The following is a 21,569-nucleotide window of genomic DNA, read 5'->3' as shown; positions in this document are numbered from 1 at the left end:
ACGAAACGGATATGAGCGAGGAAGCATGAGCGAGCACACCATGCGTGCTGTCACCATCAGGGAATTCGGCGGGCCCGAGGTGCTGACCGCCGAGCGGGTCGCCCGGCCCGAGCCCCTGCCGACCGAGGTGCTGGTGCGTGTGCACGCCGCCGGGATCAACCCGGTGGACTGGAAGACCCGTGCGGGCCAGGGGATGGCCGGGTTGCAGACGCTGCCGATGATCCTGGGCTGGGACGTCTCCGGCGTCGTCGAGGAGGTCGGCTTCGGCGTCACCACACTCGCGCCCGGTGACGAGGTCTATGGCATGCCCTGGTTCCCGAGGGCCGCCGGTGCCTACGCCGAGTTCGTTACGGCGCCCTCCCGCCACTTCGCCCGCAAGCCGGCCTCGGTCGGTCACGTCGAGGCCGCGGGCCTGCCTCTCGCCGCGCTCACCGCGTGGCAGGCATTGGTCGACACCGCCGGTGTGAAGGCCGGGCAGCGCGTCCTCGTGCATGCGGCGGCCGGCGGCGTCGGGCACCTGGCGGTGCAGTTCGCCAGGCACCTCGGCGCCGAGGTGGTGGCGACCGCCCGCGAACCCCGGCACGCCTGGCTCAAGGAACTGGGTGCGGACGAGGTCATCGACTACACCCGGCAGCCGTTCGAGGACGTCACCGGCGACATCGACGTCGTCATCGACTTGATCGGCACCCTGGATGACACCGACGCACGTTCTGTGTCGGTGACTCGTCCCGGCGGCCTGGTCGTCGCGATTCCCGGCGGTGTTTCGGAGCGTCTTGCCACCGTGGCCGGGCAAGCCGGGGTGCGCACCAGCCCGTTTCTGGTGGAGCCGGACGCCACCGCCCTGCACACGATCGCCGGTCTGGTCGACTCCGGCAAGGTCCGCGTCGAGGTGGAGCGCTCCTTCGCACTGGAAGAGGCCGCGGAGGCCCACCGCCTGGGCGAGACCAACCGCACCCGCGGAAAGCTCGTTCTCACCGTCAACTGACCCTCGCACCTGCCCCGGAGCAGCACCATGTACTACGAAATCCGCCGCTACCAGACCAAGGCCGGACGCCGCGAGGAGTGGGTCCGATACATGGAAGAGGTGATCATCCCGTTCCAGACCGCGCAGGGTATGAACGTGACCGCCTCCTTCATCGACGACCAGGACGAGGACGGCTACGTGTGGATGCGCCGGTTCGAGGACGAGTCGGACAGCGACGCCCTGTACGCGGCCGTCTACCAGCACAACCGGTGGAAGAACGAGATCGGTCCGATCGTCAACAGAAGGCATTCGACCGCGCCGACGATGCGCCCTTCCTCACCGCCGAAGTCGCCGTGGACAAGGCGTGGACCGCGGCGTCGTTCCACACCCCGACCCATGTGTGGAACGACTACCTGGCCAACCAGCGCATCGCGCCGCTGGGCGGCCACCCGCGTGTGATGGCCGTGGGCGGCGGCTACCCGATCATCGACAACGGCCAGTGCGTCGGGGGTCTCGGGATCTCCGGTGGCAGCTACGAGCAGGATATGCAGGCTGCCGAGGAGGCCCTGGCCACACTCGGGTTCGAGTTGCCCACTCGCTGACCGGACTCAACACATGCCGTCTGCCCTCGCACCATCGAGGGCAGACGGGTTGCGTTCATCTCCGCCGCATCCGTTCGACCCAAGCCTTGGCATCGTGGGCAGGACGTCCGCCGCGACTGTGCTGAACCGGGTGGCTCCCGTGGCCACGTCGCGCACGGGCGACTCCCGGTGGGCCAGGACGCCGAACCCGTCGGCGTCCACGGTGCCGTACCGCTGGTGCCGGGGGCGCCCAGGGCCGACGGTACAACCCGGGGGCCACGAGGAGCCCGTCGAACGGCTCCGCGGGATCCACGTAGGCAAGGTGACGGCACGTCAAACGGCCCCCGCCGACCGGGCCGTGCGGAACCAGGAGAAGATCTGCCGCCGTACGGCGCGGACGGTGTCCAGGTCGGTCGAGACGGAGGCCTCGACCTCGGCCTCACTGACGGCGGCGCGTGGCCGGATACAGCCACCAGCCGCATCAGACATCGGTGGCGGCGACAGGACAGGCCCGCGGTGGTGCGTCGTATGTCGTGTCGAGCTGCCGGCCCCAAACCGCCTTCTCGTCCCGTCGCGGTCGCGTCGGGACGAGACATCGGCCGGGCGATCAGTGGCCGTACGCTTCCAGCAGCCGCAGCCACACCTCGCTGACGGTGGGAAACGCCGGAACCGCGTGCCACAGCCGGTCGAGGGGCACCTCACCGACGACCGCGATCGTCGCGGCGTGCAGCAGTTCCGCCACATCGGGACCCACGAGCGTGAAGCCGACGATCACCTTGCGGTCCTCGTCGACGACCATGCGGGCCTGCCCCCGGTATCCGTCGGCGTGCAGGACCGATCCCGCGACGGCACCCAGGTCGTAGTCGACGACGCGGATCCGGAACCCGGCGGTCTCGGCCGCGGCCGCCGTCAGTCCCACCGAGGCGATCTCCGGTTCGGTGAAGACCACTTGAGGCACCGCACGCTCGTCGGCCGTGGCCACGTGGCGGCCCCACGGGCTGTCGTCGACCGCCTCGCCCTTGGCACGCGCCACGATGACATCACCCACCGCACGGGCCTGGTACTTGCCCTGGTGAGTCAGCAGCACGCGCCGGTTGACATCACCGGCGGCGTACAGCCACCCGCCGGCCAGCGGCGCCCCGTCATCTCCGACCACCCGCAGCGTGTCGTCCACCGCGAGCCAGGCACCCGGCGTCAGACCGACGGTGCCGAGCCCCATGTTCTGGGTGTTCGGTGCGCGGCCGACCGCGACGAGGACCTCGTCGGCTTCGACGTCCTCGCCGGTGGTGAGCGTGATGTGCACCGTACCGTCGCCGTCGCGCTTCACGGTCCCGGCCTCCGCGCCGAGAAGCACCGAGACACCGGCTTCCCGCAACGACTCGGTGACCCGTTCTCCGGCGAACGGCTCCGCGAGCGGCAGGACACCGTCACGGGCCAGCATCGTCACGGACGATCCCAGGGCGGCGAACGCCGTCGCCATCTCCGACGCCACGACGCCGCCGCCGATGACGGCGAGCCGACCCGGTACCGCACTTGCGGCGGCGGCTTCCCGGCTGCTCCACGGCTCCGCCTCGCGCAGACCGGGGATGTCCGGCAGCAGCGCGGCGCTGCCCGTCGCGATCACGACCGCATGCCGCGCGGTCAGGGACGTCGCGACACCTGCCTCATCGGTGACCTCGACGACCCGGTCGGGACGGATCCGCCCCTGGCCCCTGTACAGCGTGATCCCGGCCGAGTCGAGCCAGGACACCTGCCCGTCGTCCTTCCAGTGCGAGGAGAAGGAGTCACGACGGCGGAGCACGGCCGTGACGTCCAGGTCACCGGTCACCGCCTCACGCGATCCCGGCACGTGCCGGGCCGCCCGAAGCGCGGCCGTGCTCCGCAGCAGCGCCTTGGTCGGCATGCAGGCCCAGTAGGAGCACTCGCCACCGACCAGGTCCCGCTCGACGATGGCGGCACTCAACCCGCCTTGCACCACCCGGTCGGCGACGTTCTCCCCGACCGGACCCGCACCGATCACGATGACGTCGTACGTGTGGTCGTCCATGTCAGTCTTCCTTGGCGGCGCGGCCCAGGCGCAGGGCCGAGATGAGGAAGAAGACGCCGCCCGGGATGGCGTAGCCGATCGCGCTGGTGAGCGTGGGCTTGTCCGCGCCGGCCGACGCGACGAACGACGCACCGGCCAGGACCGAGATACCGCCGCTGAGGATCATCGGCCACTGGCCACCCATCTTGCGACGGGGAACGGCCACGATCAGCTGGACCAGCCCGGACACGATCGCCCAGGCTCCCCACACCCGCAGCACCGCCGGAATGCCGGACGCGGAGGCGATGCCCACGCCGACGGCCGCGACAAAGCTGACCGCCATGTTCACGTAGAGCAGCACCGGCGATCGAGTGGTGCGCGACGCGTTCGCGTCGACGACGGCCGCACCCACGTCGAACAGCGGATACAGCACCAGCAGCACGATCGCGACCGGGCTGAGCTTCGAGGCCATGGTGAACATCACCAGGGCCCAGACGATGGCGAACGCGAACCGGACGAAGTACAGCTGCCGCAGGGCAGAAGCCGTCCCGGTGGTACCGGACGGAGCAGCAATGGTGGTCACGTTGATCCTTTCGGTGGATATGCGAAGGAGAAAGAAGTTCAGGGCTTCCCGCGGTCGGCGTTCACGATCGGGCCCGCCGTATGTCTCCCGGACCGGCGCGATCGCCCGGTCCTGCCGGCGCCAGGGCGGGTGACGGACCGGGCCACCGCCGAACGCGATGAGCCACTGGACGCCCGGCTCTGCGAGACTGAACGTTCTGTTTCGTAGCCTGGCAAGAAACGTCGCACCTTGTCAAGACCGAACGTTCTACACCTAGAATGACAGCATGGTGCGCAGCGAATCCGAAAGCAGGCCGTCCGAAGCCCGGTCCCGGCTGCTCAAGACGGCCATCCGGGTGTTCTACGCGGAAGGGATCCACGCCGTCGGCGTCGACCGCATCGTCGCGGAAGCCCAGGTGACACGGGCCACCTTCTACCGCCACTTCCCGAGCAAGGAAAGCCTCGTCGTCGCCTACCTGAACGAGGCCGACCGCGCCATACGCGGCCAGGCCGACGCGGCCGTCGCCGCGGGGCTCCCGGCCGCCGACACCATCCGGACCATCAGTGCGTCCATCGCCGAGGGCATCCGGTCCCCCGGCTTCCGAGGGTGTGCCTTCCTCAACGCCGTCGCCGAGTACCCCGACCCCGATCACCCGGTACACCAGGCCGTCCTCGCGCACCGCCAGTGGTTCCTCGACACCATCACCGAACTTCTGGCCAAGATCCGAGAGCAGCCCGCGGAACCCGCCGCCCGCCATTTCGTGATGATGCGGGATGGCGCGATGGCCGCCGGCTGCCTCTTCGACCCCGCACTGGTATGCGAGACCTTCCTACGCGGAGTCGAAGGACTCCTCAAAGCCCACGCCGCGCCCTCCTACACCGAGCCGGCCGACATGTGAGTCAGGTATCACGCCGTGCGGTACCGACAACCGCGGTCGGTCCCCACCGGTGTGACCGTCGGGGTTCCACGGCGGACCGACCGGCGAGATTCAGGTTCCATGGACGGCCACGCCACCGGCCGACCACCGGCGTGCGCGTCCGCGGTCGCCGGTGTGGGCGAGGCGCGGCATCGAGCTGATTTCCCGTGTCGAACCGGGAATTGACGGCCCATTGTCCGCCCGGGATGTAGTAGTCGCCACCACGCACGCCGCCGGGGTTGGGGGCAGCCCGTGGCGGCCCCGAGGCACCCACCGCCGCACTTTGTGACAGCGTCGGAGAGGCGGGTTCGCCTCGGGGTTCAACGCGGTGGTTTCACCGGGTGTCGCGGGCAGCATCCTCGATCATGTGCGTGACCGCGCCGGGGCGACTGATCATCACGGCGTGGGAGGCGTTGACCTCTTCGGTGTGCGAACCGGCTCGCTTGGACATGAAACGCTGGACGTCGGGAGCGATCGCGTGGTCCTGGCGGGTGATCAGGCTCCAGGAGGGGATGGTGCGGAACGCTTCCTCAACGCCGGCTTCGGAGACCGCTTCGGTGTTGGCGGGCCGCTGGACCGCTGCCAGATTGGCGGCTGTGGTCTCGTCGACATCGCCGGCGAAGACCTCCCGGAAGTGGGCCGGGTCGATGGACACGTCCGTACCGCCCGGGATGGCGGTCGAGATGAGCGGGATGGGCGGTGAGGACTTGGCAGCCAGATCGCCCACCGTCTCACCCTTCGCGGGGATGAAGCCGGCGACGTAGACCAGGGCCTTCACATCGGGGTCCGAAGCGGCGGAGTTGGTGATCACGGCACCGCCGTAGGAATGGCCGACCAGCACCACGGGGCCGTCGATCGTGGACAGGTAACTGGAAACGTAGGCAGTGTCGCTGGCGAGCCCCCGCAGCGGATTGGCGATGGCTCGCACCGGATAGCCGTCCTTGCGCAGTCGCTCCATCACCGACGGCCAGCTGGAGGAATCCGCCCACGCTCCATGGACGAGGACAACGGTCGGCTTCGGGGAAGCGGATGCGGCAGAGGACCCGTCGTCGGTCGCCAGCGCCACGCCCGGAGCGGTGGTCGCACCGAGCAGAACGAGGGCGCCGGCAGCAAGTGCGACGCGACGGGGGATGCGAATTCGCATGGCGTGGCCTTTCGGTTCGACTGTTGCTTCGAGGTGCGGAGGTGCTGCTTCGAGGTGCGGAGGGCCGCCCCTGTTCCACGTGGACCTGGACGCCGCCGCCTCGCCCGGCACGGACACATGTGCACGGCGAGAGAGAACGTTCGGTCCCGCCATTAACCAGGCCGACCAGGGAATCCGAGGACAGGTCGCCGCCGCCCAGGCAAGCAGCGAGTCAGCCGTCGGCAAGGTCCAGGCCGTCGCCGAATCCATCACCCAGGGCATCCTGTCCCCCGGTTTCCACGGCTGCGCCTTCCTCAACGCGGCAGCCGAATACCCCGATCCCGCCCACCCGATCCACCAATTCATCCTGGCTCACCGCCAGTGGTTCCTGAACACCATCACGGACCTGCTGGCACAGACCAGCGACGCACCAGCCGCCCCGGCAGCCCGGCACCTCGTGATGCTCAGGGACGGTGCCATGGCCGCCGGTTGCCTCTTCGACCCCGAACTGGTCTCCGAAACCTTTCTGCAAGGCGTCGCAGGACTCCTCCTCGCACGCACCGGCACAGCAACCGCAACCGCGGCAGACACGTCCCCCTCCATCACCAACACCACAGTCCAGGCAACCTGACTCCTGCCATCTGCGCTGTCACGCGATGGCCTTGGCGTTGTCGGCGACCCAAGCCCGGAAGGGCCGGGCCGGCTTGCCGGTCAGGGTCTGGACGTCACCGCTGGGGACGAGTACGGCCGCGCCGGGGCCCATGGTCTCCAGCACGGAGGTGGTGACGAAGTCCGGGGTGCCGTGCGCAAACGCCGCCGTGGCCGCCTCGGCCTGGCTGATCTCCTGCACGGTGTACGAGCGGTGCAGTGTCTCGTTGATGATGGCGACCTGGTCGCGCACGGACAGGCGCTGCGGCCCGGTGATCGAGTATGCCCCGGGCTTCGGGTCGGTGGCGGTGAGTACGGCGACGGCCGCGGCGGCGATGTCGGCCGGGTCGACCACCGGGAGCTTCACGTCCGCGTTCGGGGCGCGCACGACACCGTCGGCGGCGCCGGCGACCCACATCAGGATGTTGTAGTCGAACCCGGCTGCCCGCAGCGACGTCGAGGGCACACCGGCCTGCATGAGGGCCTGCTCCCCCGCCTGGTGGCGGGCGGTGATGATGTTCGCCGGGCCGGAGGGCAGTTCGGTGACCGCGGCGAAGGAGGAGAGCAGCACGGTGTGTCCCAGCCCGGCCTCGGCGGCAGCGTCGGCGAAGACGGCCCCGTTGTCGTCGGCCATGTTGAGGAACGCCCGGTCGGTGCCGTCCAAGGCTCGGCGCACGGCGGAGGCGTCGGTCAGGTCACCCTCGACGATCGTGATGTCGGCGGGCAGGTCGGCCTTGGACGGGTCACGGATCAGGGCCACGAGCTGGTGGCCGCTGCCGGAGAGCTGTCGGGCGACATGGCCGCCGACGGTTCCGGTGGCGCCGGTGACGAGGATCTTCATCAGGTTCTTCCCTCTACTCGGTTGGCTCGGTGCGATGGGCTCGCCCCACCACGGTGCGGCGGCACGCACCGGTCCGGGAGAGACCCGCGAAGACAGGTATCGGCAGTCCCTCCCTGCCCGCGCCCGAGAGGCTCATACTCGGATGCATGGACAAGAAGGAGCTCGCGGGCTTCCTGCGGCGCCGCCGCGAGCTGCTGACCCCCGCCGACGTGGGCCTTCCCACAGGCGCACGCCGACGGACCCCGGGGCTGCGTCGGCACGAGGTCGCCCAGCTCGCGGGGATGTCCCCGGACTACTACATCCGGCTGGAGCAGGCTCGCGGTCCGCAGCCGTCACCGCAGATGCTCACCGCGCTCTCCCGAGCGCTGCGGCTGGGTATCGACGAACGCGACCACCTGTTCCACCTGGCCGGTCACCACTCTCCACCCGCCTTCGCCGCCGACGACCATGTCAGCCCGGGCCTGCTGCGACTGCTGGACGCGCTCACGGAACTGCCTGCCCAGGTCGTCTCCGACCTGGGTGAGGTCCTCGCACAGAACAGGATGGCGGTCGCACTGCTCGGCGAGCAGACCGCATACACCGGGCTCGCCCGCAACTTCATCTACCGATGGTTCACCCAGTCGGCCACCCGGGCGCTCTACCCCGGTGAGGACCACGAACACCAGAGCCGGGTTCAGGTCGCCGACCTGCGCGCCGCGGTCGCGCTACGTCCCCGGGACCCGCAGGCCGCGAAGCTGGTGGGCGCCCTGCGCGCCGCCAGCAGCGAGTTCGACGATCTGTGGGAGCGCCATGACGTCGCCGTACGCCGCAGCGACCGCAAGCGCATCGTCCACCCCGCCGTCGGCATCGTCTCCATCGACTGCGAAGTACTCGCCACCGCCCGGCAGGACCAGCGGCTGCTCGTCTTCACCCCCCGCCCGGGCAGCGATGCCGTGGGACAGCTCGAACTGCTGCGCGTCATAGGACACCAGAATCTCACCGCCCCGGATCCGTCAGCCACACCGCCTGATCCGATCCCCCACAGCGGCGACCAGCGGTAGCTCCGACGGCCCGGCACCGGCACCCGCCTTGCGAACACCGCCTGTTCCGGATGGCCCAGCCAGCGCGATGGTGGGGACGAGGTGCGCGCCGTATAGAGCGTACGCTACAATCTTCTGCGGAGCATCGTCCTCGTACGGGACGTACGTGGGCGATGCGGCAACGCCGCGTTGGGGCACCTCCCGGCGGCAGGGTGGGGGCGTGTCGCACCGGGCGTCGCGAGCCGGTGAACCTTTCCGGCCTACAGCCCTGGACAGTCTCGGCGGGCGCTGACAACACCTATGCGACCAGGGGCGGATGGGCTTGCACCCATCGCGTCCGGGGTTCCGCGCACGAAGTCCCGTGACCGATATATCCCGTGCCGGCACCGACGCCGGCAAACCTCACCCCGCCCGCGTCTACGACTGGTTGCTGGGCGGGAAGGACAACTACGCCATCGACCAGAACGTATGCGAGGCACTGCCCGAGGAGACTCGTGGCAACGCGGTCCGGAACCGGGCGTTCATGCACCGCGCCGTCGCCTGGCTGGCGAAGAACGACGTCGACCAGTTCCTCGACATCGGCTCCGGCATCCCCACCGCACCCAACCTGCACGAGACCGTGCAGGCGATAGCGCCCGCCGCCCGGATCGTCTACGTGGACAACGACTCGATTGTCCTGCGTCACGCGGAAGCGCGGCTGACCAGCACCCCGGAGGGGGTGACCGACTTCCTCCACGCGGATGTGCGGCAGCCCGCGGTCATCCTGGAACGCGCCAGTGAGCAGCTCGACTTCAAACGCCCCGTCGCCCTGTCCCTGTTCGCCCTGCTGCATTTCCTGCCCGATGACCAGGATCCGTACGGCATCGTGCGCACCCTCGTGACAGCACTTCCTTCAGGCAGCTTCCTGCTCCTCTCGCACGGGACGGCCGACCAGCATCCTGAGTGGGAGGGGAAGATCGAGGCCGCGTACAAGAAGGCCGCGATCCCGCTGCGGTTGCGTACCAAAAGTGAGGTCGAGCCCTTCTTCGAGGGACTGGAACTCGTGGCACCGGGGCTGGTGTCCGCCACCGAGTGGTACCGGGAAAACCCGGCACCGGCACCCGAGCGCAGTGGCTTCCACGTCGGCGTCGCCAGGATCCCCTGAGCGGTCATGACCCACCGGTCTTGTCGGCAGTAGTGGAACTTCCCGCCGTTCACGGGGAGCGCGCGGCTACAACCGATGCGCGGTGGTCACCGGTGGATCGACTTCACCTCCTGGTAGTTGAGCAGTGCCTCCGGCCCGAACTCCCGTCGAACCCCTGGACTTGACCCTGACAAAGGCGCCGCCGGGTCGGCCGTGCAGTGGTTCAACAGCAGCGCGGTGACGGGGGCGCCGGTCCGCTCCAGGTGCGCGGCCAGGTCGTGCGCCAGCCAGCCGCCCGAGGAGTAGCCCGCGATGCGTGGACTTGACGATACGACCGTCCTTCACGATCACCGCGAGACGTGACGGGTCGCGCAGTACGACTATGTCCTCAAGTGGGTCGCCGTCGACGAGGAGAAGGTCGGCCCGCGTGGCCGGATCAAGGTCGGCGCCGAGCAGCACAAAGCCGTCGGGCAGCAGGTCGTCGAGGCGGGCCATCGCGCCCACGGCGTCGCCGCAGATCGGCTGTGGCACCATCCGGCCGATGGCGCTGCCATCGCCCTGCTCGCCATTCAGCCAGCCTCCGGCCAGCACCGGCGGGGCGGTCAACGGTGGCTCCCACGGCGTGACGGTGTTCTCGGGGATGGTGTTCATCGCCTCGATCTCCTGCGGCGTCGCCTCCTGCTTGATGACGCGGCCCAGGCCGACCGCGAGGCCGGTGTAGAAATCCGCGTTGGGACGGCGCTCGGCCTCGTAGGTGTCGAGCCACTCCTCCCCCAGCTCGCCGGTGAGCACGCGGGCGAGCTTCCAGCCGGCCTCCCGGCCCGCCGGGCAGCCGGCGAAGAGGCTCCGATCGACCTGTCCGCCCGACGGCCCAAGCGCGTCCGCCTCACCCCGGAGTCATGAGCCCCGCCTACAGCAACCGCGAGCAACCGCGAGCAATACGAGCGCCGGCACGTCCGCGACTGCACACGCTGCGGCCGACGGGCAGCCAAGGCCGCCGAGTGGAGCGACGGGCCGATCTGCCGTACCTGCTTCGAACGGGCCATGCACACCCCGGGCAGTGCCCCGACTGCGGCACCACACGGCTTCTTCCCGGCAAGGCCCTGGACGGGACCGCTATCCGCCGCGACCGCGCCGGCATCACCCGCACCTTCTTCTGCGACCGGTGCGGATTCGAGGGCATACTGCTGGGCGGACGCCTCTGCGAACGCTGCACGCTCGCCGACCAACTCGCCGTGCTCCTGGACGACGGCACCGGCCGCATCCATCCCCGCCTGGTGCCCCTGCACGACCTGCTGGTGAAGATGGAGCGGCCCAAGAGCCGCCTGATCTGGCTGCGCAACCCCCAGGTCCCTGCCCGGTCTATCGGGAAAGCACGGCGAGCACCCCGGTCGGCTGCGCTACACATCTTCCCTGCCCGACGCCCCTGTCGAGCAAGCCCAGAGCTGAGTACAGGGAGATGGAGAGGGCCATCCATACGACGAAAGCCCCGCCGCCGCAGAGCACTGCGCGTGGCATGCTTCCGTCCGCTGCCCAAGACAGCACACCAGCGATGACTGCGACTAGCAGAGACAGGACAGTTGCCAGGGCGACGAGCAAGAGGCGCGTCAAAGGTCCGGGACTCAACGGCCGACATCCTTCTGTGAGGGTGGCCGTTCCGAGACATGCCGCCTCAGCCCGACCACCGAAGCACGATGGTTGGCTGAGACGGTGTAACCCCTGGGAAGCGGCGGGCCGTTATAGGTCCGCGCAGCCGCGAGGTCACGCCCTCAATCAGTTCTCGGATGATAAGCGACTCCAGGAGAGCACACCAGAGTGTGGTCATAGAGCAAGAGCCTGCAACGTGTACCGCCAGACCTGGCCCGTAGCCTTGTGCACGTCGCCGTCGGCCCTGGCGGGTTCGCAACCGGGGCAAGGACCCGGCCAAGCAGATCGTCGGCCGGGCCGTCATCACCTCTGGAGGGGTCGCAACCGGGAGAGACCAGCATCGTTGGCGCGAGTGCAGCGGGCTGCGTGGCGGCTGGAGCAGGCCGAGCGCCGACAGCGCGGGGAAACCGACAAGGACCCCTTCGAGGCGTACAGCCCGTTCCGCCAAGGCCGCCACTGACCAGTGAGCCCGAAGCGTTCAGGAAACTGAACGCCGTAGCGGTGATCTCTGCTCGGATACTCCTCGGACCCCGCTACCGCGGGCAGCCCGGCGACCGGAAGCGCAGCGCGCCCGGTCGGGGCGCTGGGTCCGCGGAACGGGACGTGCTTGTGGCGTACGCGGCCGGTGGTGCTGGGACACCGGCCGCACCGTCAGCCCTCCAGGCCCCCGACCAGGATCTCGCCGTTCTCCTCACGGACCGGGTACACCTTGATCGGCTTGAGGGCCGGCGGGGACAGCGGCTCGCCGGTGTCCCAGTCGAAGATGCTGCCGTGGCAGGAGCACATCAGGCCGTCCTCGGTGACCTTGCCCGCGGAGAGGTGGCAGGCCAGGTGGGTGCAGTAGTTGGCGCTGACGTACACGCGTCCCTCGAAGCGGGACACCGCGAGTTCCAGGTCGTCGACGAAGAAGCGGCGTACGACGCCCTCCGGGACCTGCCCGGAGCGGGCCACCCTCACATACTCCACGGCCCTCTCCCTCTCCAAGGTCGTCTCGCTCTCCATGGTCAGTTCCCTCCCGACGGGGCGGCCTCCGCGGCCTCCGGCAACTCGTCCATGAGGTCCATCAGGTCCACGTCCTCGTCCGCCAGCCGCCGCGGATCGGGGGCCGCCTGACGCGCGATCAGCTCCTTCGCCGCGTACACGTCGCCGCCCCGCTCGGCCGTGAAGGCCGCCCGCAGCACGCCGCCGGCGAGGTAGAAGGCGATGAAGTCGCTCTCGGCGACCGAGCCGCGCACGACGAGGCGGTCCCAGCCGTGGGCGTCGCCGCAGTGCTGGAGGTTGAGGCCGAACTGGTCGGACCAGAACCAGTGCGGGTCGTCGTACACCACCGCCCCGCCGAGGATGTTCTTGGCGGCGGCCATGGCCTGCTTGTTGGCGTTGTCGAAGTGCTCGACGCGCAGCCAGCGGTCATAGAGCGGGTGGCGGTGGTTGGCCACGTCGCCGGCGGCGTAGACGCCCTCGATGCTGGTGCGGCAGTGCTCGTCGACCAGCACGCCGTTGGAGACGGAGATCCCGGAGGCGCGCGCGACATCCGTGTTCGGCTGCGCGCCGACAGCGATGACGACCGCGTCGCCCGTCACCTCGAGCCCGCCGTCCGTGCGCACCACGACGCCGTCAGCGGTGGTCCGTACCGAACTGACGGCCTGCCCGGTGTGCAGCTCCACCCCGTTCGCCCGCTGGAGGTCCGCGCAGAACTGCCCCATCTCGGCGCCCAGCACCCGCTCCAGCGGCACCGCCGCCTGCTCGATGACCACCGGCGTGACGCCGCGGGCCACCGCGGTCGAGGCCACCTCCGAGCCGACGAAGCCGGCGCCGACGATGACGAGCCGGCCGCCGGGCCGCAGCAGCTCGCGCAGCCGCCACTCTTCGCCGCCCCAAAGACAGGCGGCACCACCCCGTCTGCGGGCAATCGGCCCGCCAGAGGGGCGATGGACATCAAGACTGTGGGCAACCGGTCCACTTGAGGAGCGGGTAGCGCCCAAGGCTGTGGGTACGGCAGGGGTCGCCCAGGCTTTGGGCGCAGCGGCGCCCAGGGCTGTGGGCAAACGGGTCCGCCCGGGGGGCGGAACGGGTGGGCACAGCCTCCGGCGGCCGCCAACATTTCCGGCACCGGGACTGACCGTGGCGCACACAACGGGACGGGCGGGCAAAGAGGCCCACGAGCCGACCCCCCGCCCACGAGCCGACCCCCGCCCTCTGGGCGGCCCAGCCGCCCAAAGAGGGGTGGCCCGAGCCACCGGGCGGCGCAGCCGTGCGAAGAGGCTGACCGCAACACCTACGCCGGCGGCGACAACTCGGCCTGTAGAACTCGCAGGGAATCGTTGAGGGTTTCGATGCGGTGGGCCAGCCACACCGTGAACTGGGTCTCCGCCGACCGCACATCCATCTGCAAAGCCCGCGACGCCCGCTCCAACTTGTACAGCATCGTGTTCCGATGCAATTGCAGCCGCCGCGCAGCGGCATTCAAATTCCCGGACTCCGCGATATACGCCAGCACGACCTCCTCCAGATTCCCGCTCTGCCCATCAGCCCGCCGCAGCGGCTCCAGCACCTCGGCCGCGAACTCCCGCCCCTGCGCGGAGTTCGCGGCCGCCTCGACCGCCGCGAACACCCGCAGCTCCTCGTACCCGCACACCTCCGGCACCGGCACCCGCCCCGACAGCTCCAGCGCGATCCGCGCCTCGCGGTAGCCCGCGGCCACCCCCGCCGCGCCCTGCGCCGCCCGTCCGTACGCCACCTGCGCCGCGCCGTCCGTACGATCCGCCACCAGCCGGTGCAGCTGCCGTCCGAAGCGCCGCAGCTCCGCCTTCTCGCCCAGATCGCCGAACTCCGCCACGACCACCAGCAGGTGACCCATCAGCGCCGCCATCGTGAAGCCCGACATCCCGCGCAGCGCGCCCACCGCGCGCGGCAGCGACTGCGCCCACGCGGCCGGGCCGACCGCCTGCATCGGGACGACGAAAACGGCGTGCGCCGCCTCGGTGTCGAACCGGTAGTGCCGGGAGCGGGCCCGGAGCTCATGCGCGTCGGTGAACCGCCCGTGCACCAGCGTGTCCAGGAAGTCGTCCCGGGAGCGCTCCTCCGCCTCGGTGACCGAGCGCTGCCGCAGGATCTCGGACGCCACCAGCGGCGCGCCCTGCTCGACGATCACCCGGTGCTGGGCCAGCGCGTGCTCCCCGGGCGGCAGCACGGGCTCGACGACGGCGACGGTGCCGTACGGCTCGCCGGCCACCCGCACCGGTGCGGTGACGACGTGCAGCCGCTCGCCCCAGGGCGCGGCGGCGACGAGGTCGTGGGCACCCGGATGGCCGTGCCCGGACGCGTGGTCGGACGTATAGTCGGCCGGCGGGTCGTCCACCGGCTCGGCGGCGTATCCCTGTTGCTCGTGCACCGCCTTTGACAGCTCCTGCCACTCCGCGTCGGAGGCCGCCCGGTCGCGCTCGGCCCGGGCCAGCAGCTCGCCGTGCTGGTCCGTGATCATCACCGAGCCGCCGGAGAGCGTGGCCATGGCCCGGGCCAGCGCGGGCAGTCCGGAGCCGGCGGCGAAGACCTCGCCGAGGGTGCGGTGCACGCGCACGCTGTACTCCAGCACGTGCGCCGTGTCGGCGATCGCCTTGACCGCCACCAGCCGGCTGACGCGGTGGTAGTCGGCCTCCGGCGCCAGCCGGACGAGCGGCAGCCCGGCGCTGTCCGCCCCCCGCATCAGCGGGCCGAAGTCCGGCTCGGTCCCCGGCCGCAGCCGGGCCAGCACCACGGCCGCCCCGCGCGCCGCGAGCCCGGCCAGCAGCCGCCGGCAGTCGTGCGCGGCGACCAGCTCGGCGGCCGTCGCGTATACGGCTATCCCGACCAGGTCCGCCCCGGCCGCCAGCCGCTGCGGGCCGGGTCCCGGCGGCAGCTCGGCCAGCGGCAGGCACCAGGTGACCGGACGCCTCAGCCCCGCCTTGCCGCCGAGCAGCCGCCCGCGCAGCACTGGCTCGGCCAGCAGCGACTCGACCGTAAGCCCCTGTTCGTGGCCCCTCTTGTGCAGTACGTCTTGTGCCATCTGCCTACATCCTCCTGCGGCGAAAATGCGGTTTGTACGAAGCGGCCTGGCCGTGCGCGGCGAATGCTGGGTCGTACGAAGACAGCGATACGAGCCAGCGACGCCGGGTCACGGCCGACGAGGACGTGGAGGTCATCTTGACGGGAAACCTACTTGTGCACCAGACCACCCCCAGGGCCACTCCATGAGGGCGCTCAGGTCCTATAACCCGGCAAACCCATCTGAACTGGTCACCGAGGTGCCGGCCGCTGGCCCCGCGGACGCCGCGGAGGCAGTGCGTAGTGCCCAAAGCGCCTTCGCCGGCTGGTCCGCCGCCCCGGCGGGCAAGCGGGCCGAGGCGCTGCACGGCGGCGCGGCCCAGCTGGCCGCCGAGTCGGCGGAGCTGGCCGAGCTGATCTCCCGGGAGGAGGGCAAGCTGCTCGGTGCCGCCCGCACCGAGGTCGCCAAAACCGTCGAGCAGTTCCGGCTGGCCGCGCAGCTCGCCTTCCTCGCCGAGGGCAGCACCTACCCCGCGGAGTCGGCCGGGGTGTCCGCGTGGACGCTGCGGGTGCCGCTCGGCGTCGTCGTGGCCATCACCCCGTGGAACTTCCCGTTGTCCCTCGCCGCCCGCAAGATCGCTCCGGCGCTGGCGGCCGGCAACACCGTCGTCTTCAAGCCGTCGCCGGTCACGCCGGGCGCGGGCGAGCGGCTGGCCGCCGCCTGCCACCGCGGCGGTGTGCCCGAGGAGGCGCTGCGCGTCGTCCAGGGCGACGACCCGGAGGCCATGGCGGCGCTGGCCGGCGCCCCGGAGGTACGCGCGGTCACGTTCACCGGCTCGGACCGCACCGGCGCCGCGCTGCACCGCGCGGTGCGGCCCGGGGTGCGCGTCCAGTTCGAGCTGGGTGGCCACAACGCCGCTCTGGTCTGCGCGGACGCGGATCTGCCGCGCGCCGCCGCCGAGGTCGCCGCGGGCGCTTTCGGGCTCACCGGCCAGGTGTGCACGGCGACGGACCGGGTGCTGGTGGACCGCGCGGTGGCGGCGGAGTTCACGGAGCTGCTGGCCGACCTGGCCGCGAAGCTGACCGCGGGCCGCGGCGACGACCCGGCCGCGGCGATGGGCCCCGCGGCCACAGCGGCGCAGCGGGACCGCGTCACCGCCCTCCTGGACTCCGCGACGGCCGCCGGGGCCAAGATCGCCGGCCAGGGCACCCTCGCCCCCGGCACCGACCCGGCCGGCCACTGGCTGCTTCCCACAGTGCTCACGGACGTACCGGCCGACCATCCGGCGATCACCGGCGAGATCTTCGGCCCGCTGCTGTCCGTCGTCCCCATCGATGGCCCGGACCAGGCCCTGGCCGAGATCAACGCCGACGACCACCGCCTCGTCACCGCCGTCCACACCCGCGACCTGGCCACCGCGGGCCGCTTCGTCCGCGAGGCCCGCTGCGGACTTGTCAAGGTGAACGAGCGCACCACCGGCAACGGCGTGGCACCCCCCTTCGGGGGCTGGGGCGCCTCCAGCTCCGGCGCCTTCCCCGAGGGGGGCCGCACCGCGCTCGACTTCCTCACCGACACCAAGACCGTGTACTGCAACGTCCTGGCCTGACGACGGCCCGTACGAAAGCGCCTGAACCACCCCCACCCGACGGGAGAACCATGCACACCGTCCAGCGCCTGACCCTCGAGGACGCCCTGATCACGCTGGAGGCCGCCGAGGCCGAGGCCGCCCGGATTGGCGTCAAGCAGACCATCTGCATCGCCGACGACGGCGCCCACCCGGTCGCCCTGCACCGGATGACCGGCGCCCGGCTGACGGGCGTCGAGATCGCCATAGCGAAGGCGTTCACGGCCGCGGGCCACCAGCGCGCCACCCACCTGTTCAACGAGGAGCCGAAGGGCCCGGCCCTGCCCGGCAACGAGGCGTTCGGCATCCAGCACATGCACCCCGGCCGCTTCGCCGCGTTCGTCGGCGGCTTCCCGGTGGTGTACGAGGGCCAGGTGATCGGTGCCGTCGGCGTCAGCGGCGGCAACGGCGAGCAGGACAAGGCGGTCGGTGCCGCGGCGCTGGCGGCCTTCGAGCGGAAGGTCGCCGTACAGTCCGCGTGACCGCCGCCTCCACCACGGCCCCGACGGGGCCCCCGGCGCGACCCGGCCCGCGCCGGAGAGATCATCCCCCCTCTCCGGCGCGGGCCGCTCACCGCCGTACCGACCTCGCAATCCTGCTCCTCATCCTCGCCGCCGGGGTCACCGACGCGGTGTCCTTCCTCGGCCTCGGCAGCGTCTTCACCGCCAACATGACCGGCAACCTGGTCATGGTCGGCATGGCCGCCGGCCGGGGCGAGTCCTGGACGGAGATCCTGCACGGCGACGTGCTGCGCTGCACCGCGTCCTTCGCCGGCTTCACGGCGGGCATGCTGGCGGGCTTCCGCCTCCCCGCCCGCACCGGCTCGGCCGCGCTGTACGGCACCCTCGTCCTGCACCTGCTCTTCCTGACCGGCTGGGCGGCGACGGGCACCGACCCCGGCACCGCCGTGGGCGCCGGCCTCATCCTGGTGTCGGCCGCCGCCATGGGCCTACAGACCGCCGCCGCCCGCCGGATGGACCGGGCCGGGATCACCACCACGTTCGTGACCGGCACCCTCACGTCGCTCGTCTCCGGCCTGGCCGGCGGCGGCCGCACCCACGCGGGCCTGCGCACCGCCGTCCTCGCCGCCCTGCTCGCGGGCGGCGTGGCGGGCGGACTGCTCCTCGTGTGGGCGCCGCCCGTCGCGGCGATGGTGGCTCCCGCGGCCACGGCGGCCGCGCTGCTGCTGCGCGGCCGCGCGTAAGCGCACCGGGCCGGGCGCGCGGCTTCGCGCCCGGCCCGGTGGCACACTGACCGTCGCCATCAGCTCCGCGCGCTCGCGCGCGGAGCGCGTCCCGCGGTCGAAGGTCTCGATGGAGATCCGGGTGCGCCGCGTCAGCACGTCGTCCAGATGCCGGGCGCCCTCGTGCGACGCCGCGTACACGATCTCCGCCCGCAAATAGTCCTCCGCGGCGGCGATCGGCTCGCCCAGTCCGGGATCGGCGGCGACGAGGTCCAGCAGCTCCTCCGTCATCGAGCCGTACCGGTTAAGCAGGTGCTCAATCCGCGCCATGTGCAGGCCCGTCCGGGCCGCCGTGCGCGCCCGCGCGTTCCACAGCGCGTGGTAGCCCTCGGCGCCGAGCAGCGGCACCTTTTCCGTCACGCAGCCGCGACCCGCTGGTCGAGCCCGTGCACGGCCTCGTCCACGGCGTCCTTCACCAGACCCCTTCGTGATGCCGACCCGGCCGCGGCTAGGTCAGGCAGCCTGCCCGAAGCCGGCAGCGGGCAGGTCCTGGTCGCGCAGCGGGGTGAAGTCGACATCGAGCTTCGGGTCGTACGTCTCGGGCTGGATACCGAGCTCATGCGTTGAGTACTCGCCGAACCGCTGGATGTGCTCGGTCAGATACGGCGAGATGTGGGCCAGGTCCTCCGGGCCGATCTCCCAGCCCTCCTCCAGCATCTGCCGGACGATCTCCGCGATGTCAGAGCGTTGTGGAACACCACCGCGTTCGTGAGCAGCGCGTTGAACTTCGTCGCCTTCTCCTGCTCGACGGGGTCGTTGTCGGCGATGACGCCGCGGTTGCCGAAGCCAACCCACTGGGAGAACCGGTTGAACGACTCGACCTTGCTAGCCGCCGCCGTCACCCGCCGACGCAGCGGCGCGTCCGTCAGATAACGCAGCAGTTGCACGGTGCGGATCACGCGGCCGACCTCGCGGAAGGCGGTGTACGTGGCGTTCTTGTGCGACCCGGAGCGCAGCCGCTTCAGCAGCGTCGCCGCGGAGATGACACCCTCACGCACGGAGACGGCCACCCGCATCAGGTGCCGGAACGGGGACTCGACCAAGTCCCAGTCGATGACGTTCTTCCCGGCCTCGCCGAACAGGGCGCCGATATGCACGTACTCCGTGCTCTTGCTGGGCCGGTAGAAGGTCAGGCCCTTCCAGTTCGAGTGCGGATCGCTGCGGTGAATGACCAGGGCTTCACAGGGCTTTCGGTGACGGTCATGTGCTTCAGGGTGAGCCTCGAGGCGACAGCAGAACATGCTATTCCGCTGTGCGGAAAGGCTGCTCATGAAGACTCCGCCGACGTACGCCATCGCCAGCGTCGACCATGCCCTCCGGCTCGCGACGATGCTCCGGTTCGAGGGCTCGCTCAGAGTCGCCGAGGCGGCCGAGCGGCTCGGGGTCGCACAGTCAACCGCGCACCGGCTGCTCCAGATGCTCGTCTACCGCGACTTCGCGGTGCAGGACGAGACCCGCGTCTACCGTGCCGGTCCGGTCCGGTCCTCGAGCTCGCCGCGCATTCCCTGTCCCGGACCGCGCTGCTCCGTTCCGTCGCACTGCCGCATATGCGCAGCCTCGTGGACCGGTGAACGCGTTCATTCCGCGGACCCACCGGCCCGGGGTGGAGTCGGAGGTCGCGGGTCGTTGCCACGATGACATGAGCGCTCGGCACCCGACGGGATCGGACGAACAGAACCGTCGCTGACACCTCGGGAGTATGCTCAGTGGCCGGAGGTTCAGGCATGGGTGGAGATGGGGTACCCGGGCAACCCCGCACGCGCTGACGTGGTTTCGGCTGTGACCTGTCGTCGCGTGCCGCTCGGTTCCGCGGCACGACGCGGCGACGTCCCTGGTGGCGTCGCCTGATTCGCGTTTCCCCTCGGCTCATCAGCCCGCATCGGGCGTGGGATGAGTCGTGCCTGCGGCCCGAAGGGCTACTACTCCATGTTTCCTGTTGTTCTCGTCTGCCTGGCCTATGTGAGCATGGCGCTGCCAGACGGCGTGCTCGGCATCCTCTGGCCCTCCATGAGCGCCGATTTCCACCAGCCCCTGGGAGCGCTGGGGCTGCTCCTGCCGTTCGGGGTCGCCGCGGCGGTGCTGTCGAGCACCATGACCGGGCGCATTCTCGCCCGCATGCACATCGGCCAGCTGTTGTCCGCAAGCACCGTCCTGTCCGTGGTCGCCCTGCTCGGCTACGGTCTCGCGCCGTCGTTGTGGGCAGTGGTGGCGGCGACTGTCGTCCTCGGACTCGCATCGGGCGCGGTCGACTCCGGCCTCAACGCCTACGCCGCAAGCCGTTTCGGCGCCCGTCACATCACCTGGATGCACGCCTGCTACGGGCTGGGCGCCACCATAGGACCAGCGACGGTCGGCATCGCCCTGAGTTCCGGCATGCGGTGGCGATGGGCATACGCCATCATCGCCGCGGTGCAGATGACGCTCGCCTGCGCTTTCCTGCGAAACGGGCAGCGTTGGGCCGCCCGCCCGGACGTCCCTGTGGCGACAGCGGTCCGTAGGCACGCGGCAGCCCCGGTGAGCGGCCTCGGCGGCCCAGCCGGACCACGCCGGTATGTCCTCGCGCTGAGCGCGGCAGTCTTCGCCATCCACATCGGCATCGAATCCGGCACCGGGCTGTGGGCCTACGTCTTCCTCACCACGGGCCGCGGGCTCCCGCCGGAGACCGCGGGCTTGGCGGTGTCGGGCTTCTGGGCATCCATGTTCATAGGCCGAGTCATCCTCAGTCCCATCGCCGAACGCGTCGGTGCGGCACGCGTCCTCTCCTGCGCCGTCGGGGGAATCGGCGGCGGCGCGGCCATGATGGCTCTGCCCGGACCGGCGGTCCTCGCCCTCGCCGGCATGCTGGTCCTCGGACTCGCGGCAGCGCCGATCTTCCCCCTGCTCACCCTCACAACGGCCGGACGAGTCGGGCATGACCACGCGGACAAGACCATCGGCTTCCAGGTCGCCGCGTCCAAGATCGGTGCCGCTGTTCTCCCAGCCGGGATGGGACTGCTCATCCAGCACCTGGGCGCGACCGCCCTGGGACCTGCCGTGCTCGCCCTCGCCCTCGTCATGGCAACCGGCTACGGCCTGCTCGTGCGCCTGACCACCTCCGCAGAAACACCGATCCCCCCGGAGCACCGACCCGGCCGGAGCACCGAGTCCTGACTTTCGGTGCGGCGCGAGGCCGCAGGGCGGTCGGACGCCCCCGGCCTCGGTCGCCCCTGATCGCAACGCCCCCCACGGTCC

Annotated in this window: 19 protein-coding genes and 4 pseudogenes; 11 read left to right on the top strand and 12 right to left on the bottom strand. The window is 70.8% G+C overall.

The features are described from left to right. Nucleotides 1-25: 25 nt before the first annotated feature. Both NQU54_RS32510 and NQU54_RS49830 read left to right on the top strand, forming a co-directional pair. A complete protein-coding gene (locus NQU54_RS32510) occupies nt 26-985 on the top strand; it encodes an NADP-dependent oxidoreductase (RefSeq protein ID WP_257634141.1) in 960 nt (319 codons plus the stop codon). 248 nt (nt 986-1,233) lie between these two features. Beyond that, complete coding sequence (locus NQU54_RS49830) at nt 1,234-1,566, top strand: GlcG/HbpS family heme-binding protein (RefSeq protein ID WP_257634140.1); 333 nt, start codon at nt 1,234-1,236, stop codon at nt 1,564-1,566. A gap of 177 nt (nt 1,567-1,743) precedes the next feature. Here the strand turns inward: NQU54_RS49830 and NQU54_RS32500 are convergent. The 4 genes and pseudogenes from NQU54_RS32500 to NQU54_RS32485 form a co-directional block, all read right to left on the bottom strand. Further along, a pseudogene (locus NQU54_RS32500) lies at nt 1,744-1,882 on the bottom strand (class II glutamine amidotransferase); the annotation flags it as partial. Beyond that, the gene (locus tag NQU54_RS32495; protein WP_257634139.1) at nt 1,879-2,034 is read right to left on the bottom strand and encodes a hypothetical protein; all 156 of its coding nucleotides are present in this window, start codon (nt 2,032-2,034) and stop codon (nt 1,879-1,881) included. The gene NQU54_RS32495 and the pseudogene NQU54_RS32500, both read right to left, overlap by 4 nt. A gap of 118 nt (nt 2,035-2,152) precedes the next feature. Further along, nucleotides 2,153-3,592 carry a dihydrolipoyl dehydrogenase family protein gene (locus tag NQU54_RS32490; RefSeq protein ID WP_257634138.1) on the bottom strand — a complete coding sequence of 480 codons (1,440 nt, stop codon included), beginning with the start codon at nt 3,590-3,592 and terminating at the stop codon, nt 2,153-2,155. A gap of 1 nt (nt 3,593) precedes the next feature. Next, a complete protein-coding gene (locus NQU54_RS32485; RefSeq protein WP_257634137.1) occupies nt 3,594-4,154 on the bottom strand; it encodes a DUF308 domain-containing protein in 561 nt (186 codons plus the stop codon). Nucleotides 4,155-4,419: 265 nt separating this feature from the next. On the opposite strand from NQU54_RS32485, the gene NQU54_RS32480 reads away from it, so the two are divergent. Next, on the top strand, nt 4,420-5,031 hold the full coding sequence (locus tag NQU54_RS32480; protein ID WP_069869538.1) for a TetR/AcrR family transcriptional regulator: 612 nt from the start codon (nt 4,420-4,422) through the stop codon (nt 5,029-5,031). 352 nt (nt 5,032-5,383) lie between these two features. On the opposite strand, the gene NQU54_RS32475 is transcribed toward NQU54_RS32480, so the two are convergent. Then, a complete protein-coding gene (locus NQU54_RS32475; protein ID WP_257634136.1) occupies nt 5,384-6,193 on the bottom strand; it encodes an alpha/beta fold hydrolase in 810 nt (269 codons plus the stop codon). 151 nt (nt 6,194-6,344) lie between these two features. Between NQU54_RS32475 and NQU54_RS32470 the strand changes: the two genes are divergently transcribed. Next, the gene (locus NQU54_RS32470; protein WP_257634156.1) at nt 6,345-6,803 is read left to right on the top strand and encodes a hypothetical protein; all 459 of its coding nucleotides are present in this window, start codon (nt 6,345-6,347) and stop codon (nt 6,801-6,803) included. 18 nt (nt 6,804-6,821) lie between these two features. On the opposite strand, the gene NQU54_RS32465 is transcribed toward NQU54_RS32470, so the two are convergent. Next, the gene (locus tag NQU54_RS32465) at nt 6,822-7,661 is read right to left on the bottom strand and encodes an SDR family oxidoreductase (protein ID WP_257634135.1); all 840 of its coding nucleotides are present in this window, start codon (nt 7,659-7,661) and stop codon (nt 6,822-6,824) included. A 146-nt stretch (nt 7,662-7,807) separates the two neighbouring features. Here NQU54_RS32465 and NQU54_RS32460 point away from each other — a divergent pair, with 146 nt between their 5' ends. Together NQU54_RS32460 and NQU54_RS32455 are read left to right on the top strand one after the other, a co-directional pair. Beyond that, nucleotides 7,808-8,701, top strand: coding sequence for a helix-turn-helix transcriptional regulator (locus NQU54_RS32460; protein WP_257634134.1), 894 nt, complete (start codon nt 7,808-7,810; stop codon nt 8,699-8,701). A gap of 340 nt (nt 8,702-9,041) precedes the next feature. Beyond that, nucleotides 9,042-9,824: an SAM-dependent methyltransferase gene (locus NQU54_RS32455; protein WP_257634133.1), complete on the top strand. Its 783-nt coding sequence runs from the start codon at nt 9,042-9,044 to the stop codon at nt 9,822-9,824. Between the two features lie 66 nt (nt 9,825-9,890). Here the strand turns inward: NQU54_RS32455 and NQU54_RS32450 are convergent. The 4 genes and pseudogenes from NQU54_RS32450 to NQU54_RS32435 form a co-directional block, all read right to left on the bottom strand. Continuing rightward, nucleotides 9,891-10,604: pseudogene (locus NQU54_RS32450) on the bottom strand (hypothetical protein); the annotation flags it as partial. 1,497 nt (nt 10,605-12,101) lie between these two features. Then, complete coding sequence (locus tag NQU54_RS32445; protein WP_079153606.1) at nt 12,102-12,452, bottom strand: Rieske (2Fe-2S) protein; 351 nt, start codon at nt 12,450-12,452, stop codon at nt 12,102-12,104. 2 nt (nt 12,453-12,454) lie between these two features. Further along, a complete protein-coding gene (locus NQU54_RS32440) occupies nt 12,455-13,582 on the bottom strand; it encodes an NAD(P)/FAD-dependent oxidoreductase (RefSeq protein ID WP_257634132.1) in 1,128 nt (375 codons plus the stop codon). A gap of 143 nt (nt 13,583-13,725) precedes the next feature. After that, nucleotides 13,726-15,492: a PucR family transcriptional regulator gene (locus NQU54_RS32435; RefSeq protein ID WP_257634131.1), complete on the bottom strand. Its 1,767-nt coding sequence runs from the start codon at nt 15,490-15,492 to the stop codon at nt 13,726-13,728. Nucleotides 15,493-15,676: 184 nt separating this feature from the next. Between NQU54_RS32435 and NQU54_RS32430 the strand changes: the two genes are divergently transcribed. From NQU54_RS32430 to NQU54_RS32420, 3 genes are read left to right on the top strand one after another with little or no spacing between them, the layout of a single operon-like run. After that, on the top strand, nt 15,677-17,077 hold the full coding sequence (locus tag NQU54_RS32430; protein WP_257634130.1) for an aldehyde dehydrogenase family protein: 1,401 nt from the start codon (nt 15,677-15,679) through the stop codon (nt 17,075-17,077). Nucleotides 17,078-17,127: 50 nt separating this feature from the next. Continuing rightward, complete coding sequence (locus NQU54_RS32425) at nt 17,128-17,577, top strand: GlcG/HbpS family heme-binding protein (RefSeq protein ID WP_257634129.1); 450 nt, start codon at nt 17,128-17,130, stop codon at nt 17,575-17,577. After that, nucleotides 17,574-18,299 (top strand): YoaK family protein, encoded by a 726-nt coding sequence (locus NQU54_RS32420; protein ID WP_257634128.1) that lies wholly within the window; start codon nt 17,574-17,576, stop codon nt 18,297-18,299. The genes NQU54_RS32425 and NQU54_RS32420 overlap by 4 nt, the downstream gene beginning before the upstream one ends. Before the next feature lie 48 nt (nt 18,300-18,347). On the opposite strand, the pseudogene NQU54_RS32415 reads toward NQU54_RS32420, so the two are convergent. Next, nucleotides 18,348-18,820, bottom strand: a pseudogene (locus tag NQU54_RS32415) (glycerol-3-phosphate dehydrogenase C-terminal domain-containing protein); the annotation flags it as partial. Continuing rightward, nucleotides 18,792-19,579: pseudogene (locus tag NQU54_RS32410) on the bottom strand (Tn3 family transposase). The pseudogenes NQU54_RS32415 and NQU54_RS32410, both read right to left, overlap by 29 nt. On the opposite strand from NQU54_RS32410, the gene NQU54_RS50270 reads away from it, so the two are divergent. Next, nucleotides 19,578-19,976, top strand: a complete 399-nt coding sequence (locus NQU54_RS50270; protein WP_372506114.1) for a helix-turn-helix domain-containing protein — start codon at nt 19,578-19,580, stop codon at nt 19,974-19,976. The pseudogene NQU54_RS32410 and the gene NQU54_RS50270 sit on opposite strands and share 2 nt — an antisense overlap. A 252-nt stretch (nt 19,977-20,228) precedes the next feature. Beyond that, the gene (locus tag NQU54_RS32405) at nt 20,229-21,488 is read left to right on the top strand and encodes an MFS transporter (RefSeq protein WP_257634127.1); all 1,260 of its coding nucleotides are present in this window, start codon (nt 20,229-20,231) and stop codon (nt 21,486-21,488) included. Nucleotides 21,489-21,569: the final 81 nt, after the last annotated feature.

The sequence above is a fragment of the Streptomyces malaysiensis subsp. samsunensis genome (genome assembly GCF_024519315.1).
Classification (GTDB): Bacteria; Actinomycetota; Actinomycetes; order Streptomycetales; family Streptomycetaceae; genus Streptomyces; species Streptomyces malaysiensis.
Note: the sequence above shows the minus strand (reverse complement) of the source record. Positions and strands in the feature narration are given on the sequence as shown.

Bases quoted from the DNA above. Each gene is read 5' to 3' on its own strand.
- NQU54_RS32435 (WP_257634131.1), bottom strand. From the start codon at position 15,492: ATGGCACAAGACGTACTGCACAAGAGGGGCCACGAACAGGGGCTTACG.
- NQU54_RS32465 (WP_257634135.1), bottom strand. From the start codon at position 7,661: ATGAAGATCCTCGTCACCGGCGCCACCGGAACCGTCGGCGGCCATGTC.
- NQU54_RS32405 (WP_257634127.1), top strand. From the start codon at position 20,229: ATGAGTCGTGCCTGCGGCCCGAAGGGCTACTACTCCATGTTTCCTGTT.
- NQU54_RS32445 (WP_079153606.1), bottom strand. From the start codon at position 12,452: ATGGAGAGCGAGACGACCTTGGAGAGGGAGAGGGCCGTGGAGTATGTG.
- NQU54_RS32460 (WP_257634134.1), top strand. From the start codon at position 7,808: ATGGACAAGAAGGAGCTCGCGGGCTTCCTGCGGCGCCGCCGCGAGCTG.
- NQU54_RS32495 (WP_257634139.1), bottom strand. From the start codon at position 2,034: ATGTCTGATGCGGCTGGTGGCTGTATCCGGCCACGCGCCGCCGTCAGT.
- NQU54_RS32425 (WP_257634129.1), top strand. From the start codon at position 17,128: ATGCACACCGTCCAGCGCCTGACCCTCGAGGACGCCCTGATCACGCTG.
- NQU54_RS32475 (WP_257634136.1), bottom strand. From the start codon at position 6,193: ATGCGAATTCGCATCCCCCGTCGCGTCGCACTTGCTGCCGGCGCCCTC.
- NQU54_RS50270 (WP_372506114.1), top strand. From the start codon at position 19,578: ATGCTATTCCGCTGTGCGGAAAGGCTGCTCATGAAGACTCCGCCGACG.
- NQU54_RS32490 (WP_257634138.1), bottom strand. From the start codon at position 3,592: ATGGACGACCACACGTACGACGTCATCGTGATCGGTGCGGGTCCGGTC.
- NQU54_RS32510 (WP_257634141.1), top strand. From the start codon at position 26: ATGAGCGAGCACACCATGCGTGCTGTCACCATCAGGGAATTCGGCGGG.
- NQU54_RS32480 (WP_069869538.1), top strand. From the start codon at position 4,420: ATGGTGCGCAGCGAATCCGAAAGCAGGCCGTCCGAAGCCCGGTCCCGG.
- NQU54_RS32430 (WP_257634130.1), top strand. From the start codon at position 15,677: ATGAGGGCGCTCAGGTCCTATAACCCGGCAAACCCATCTGAACTGGTC.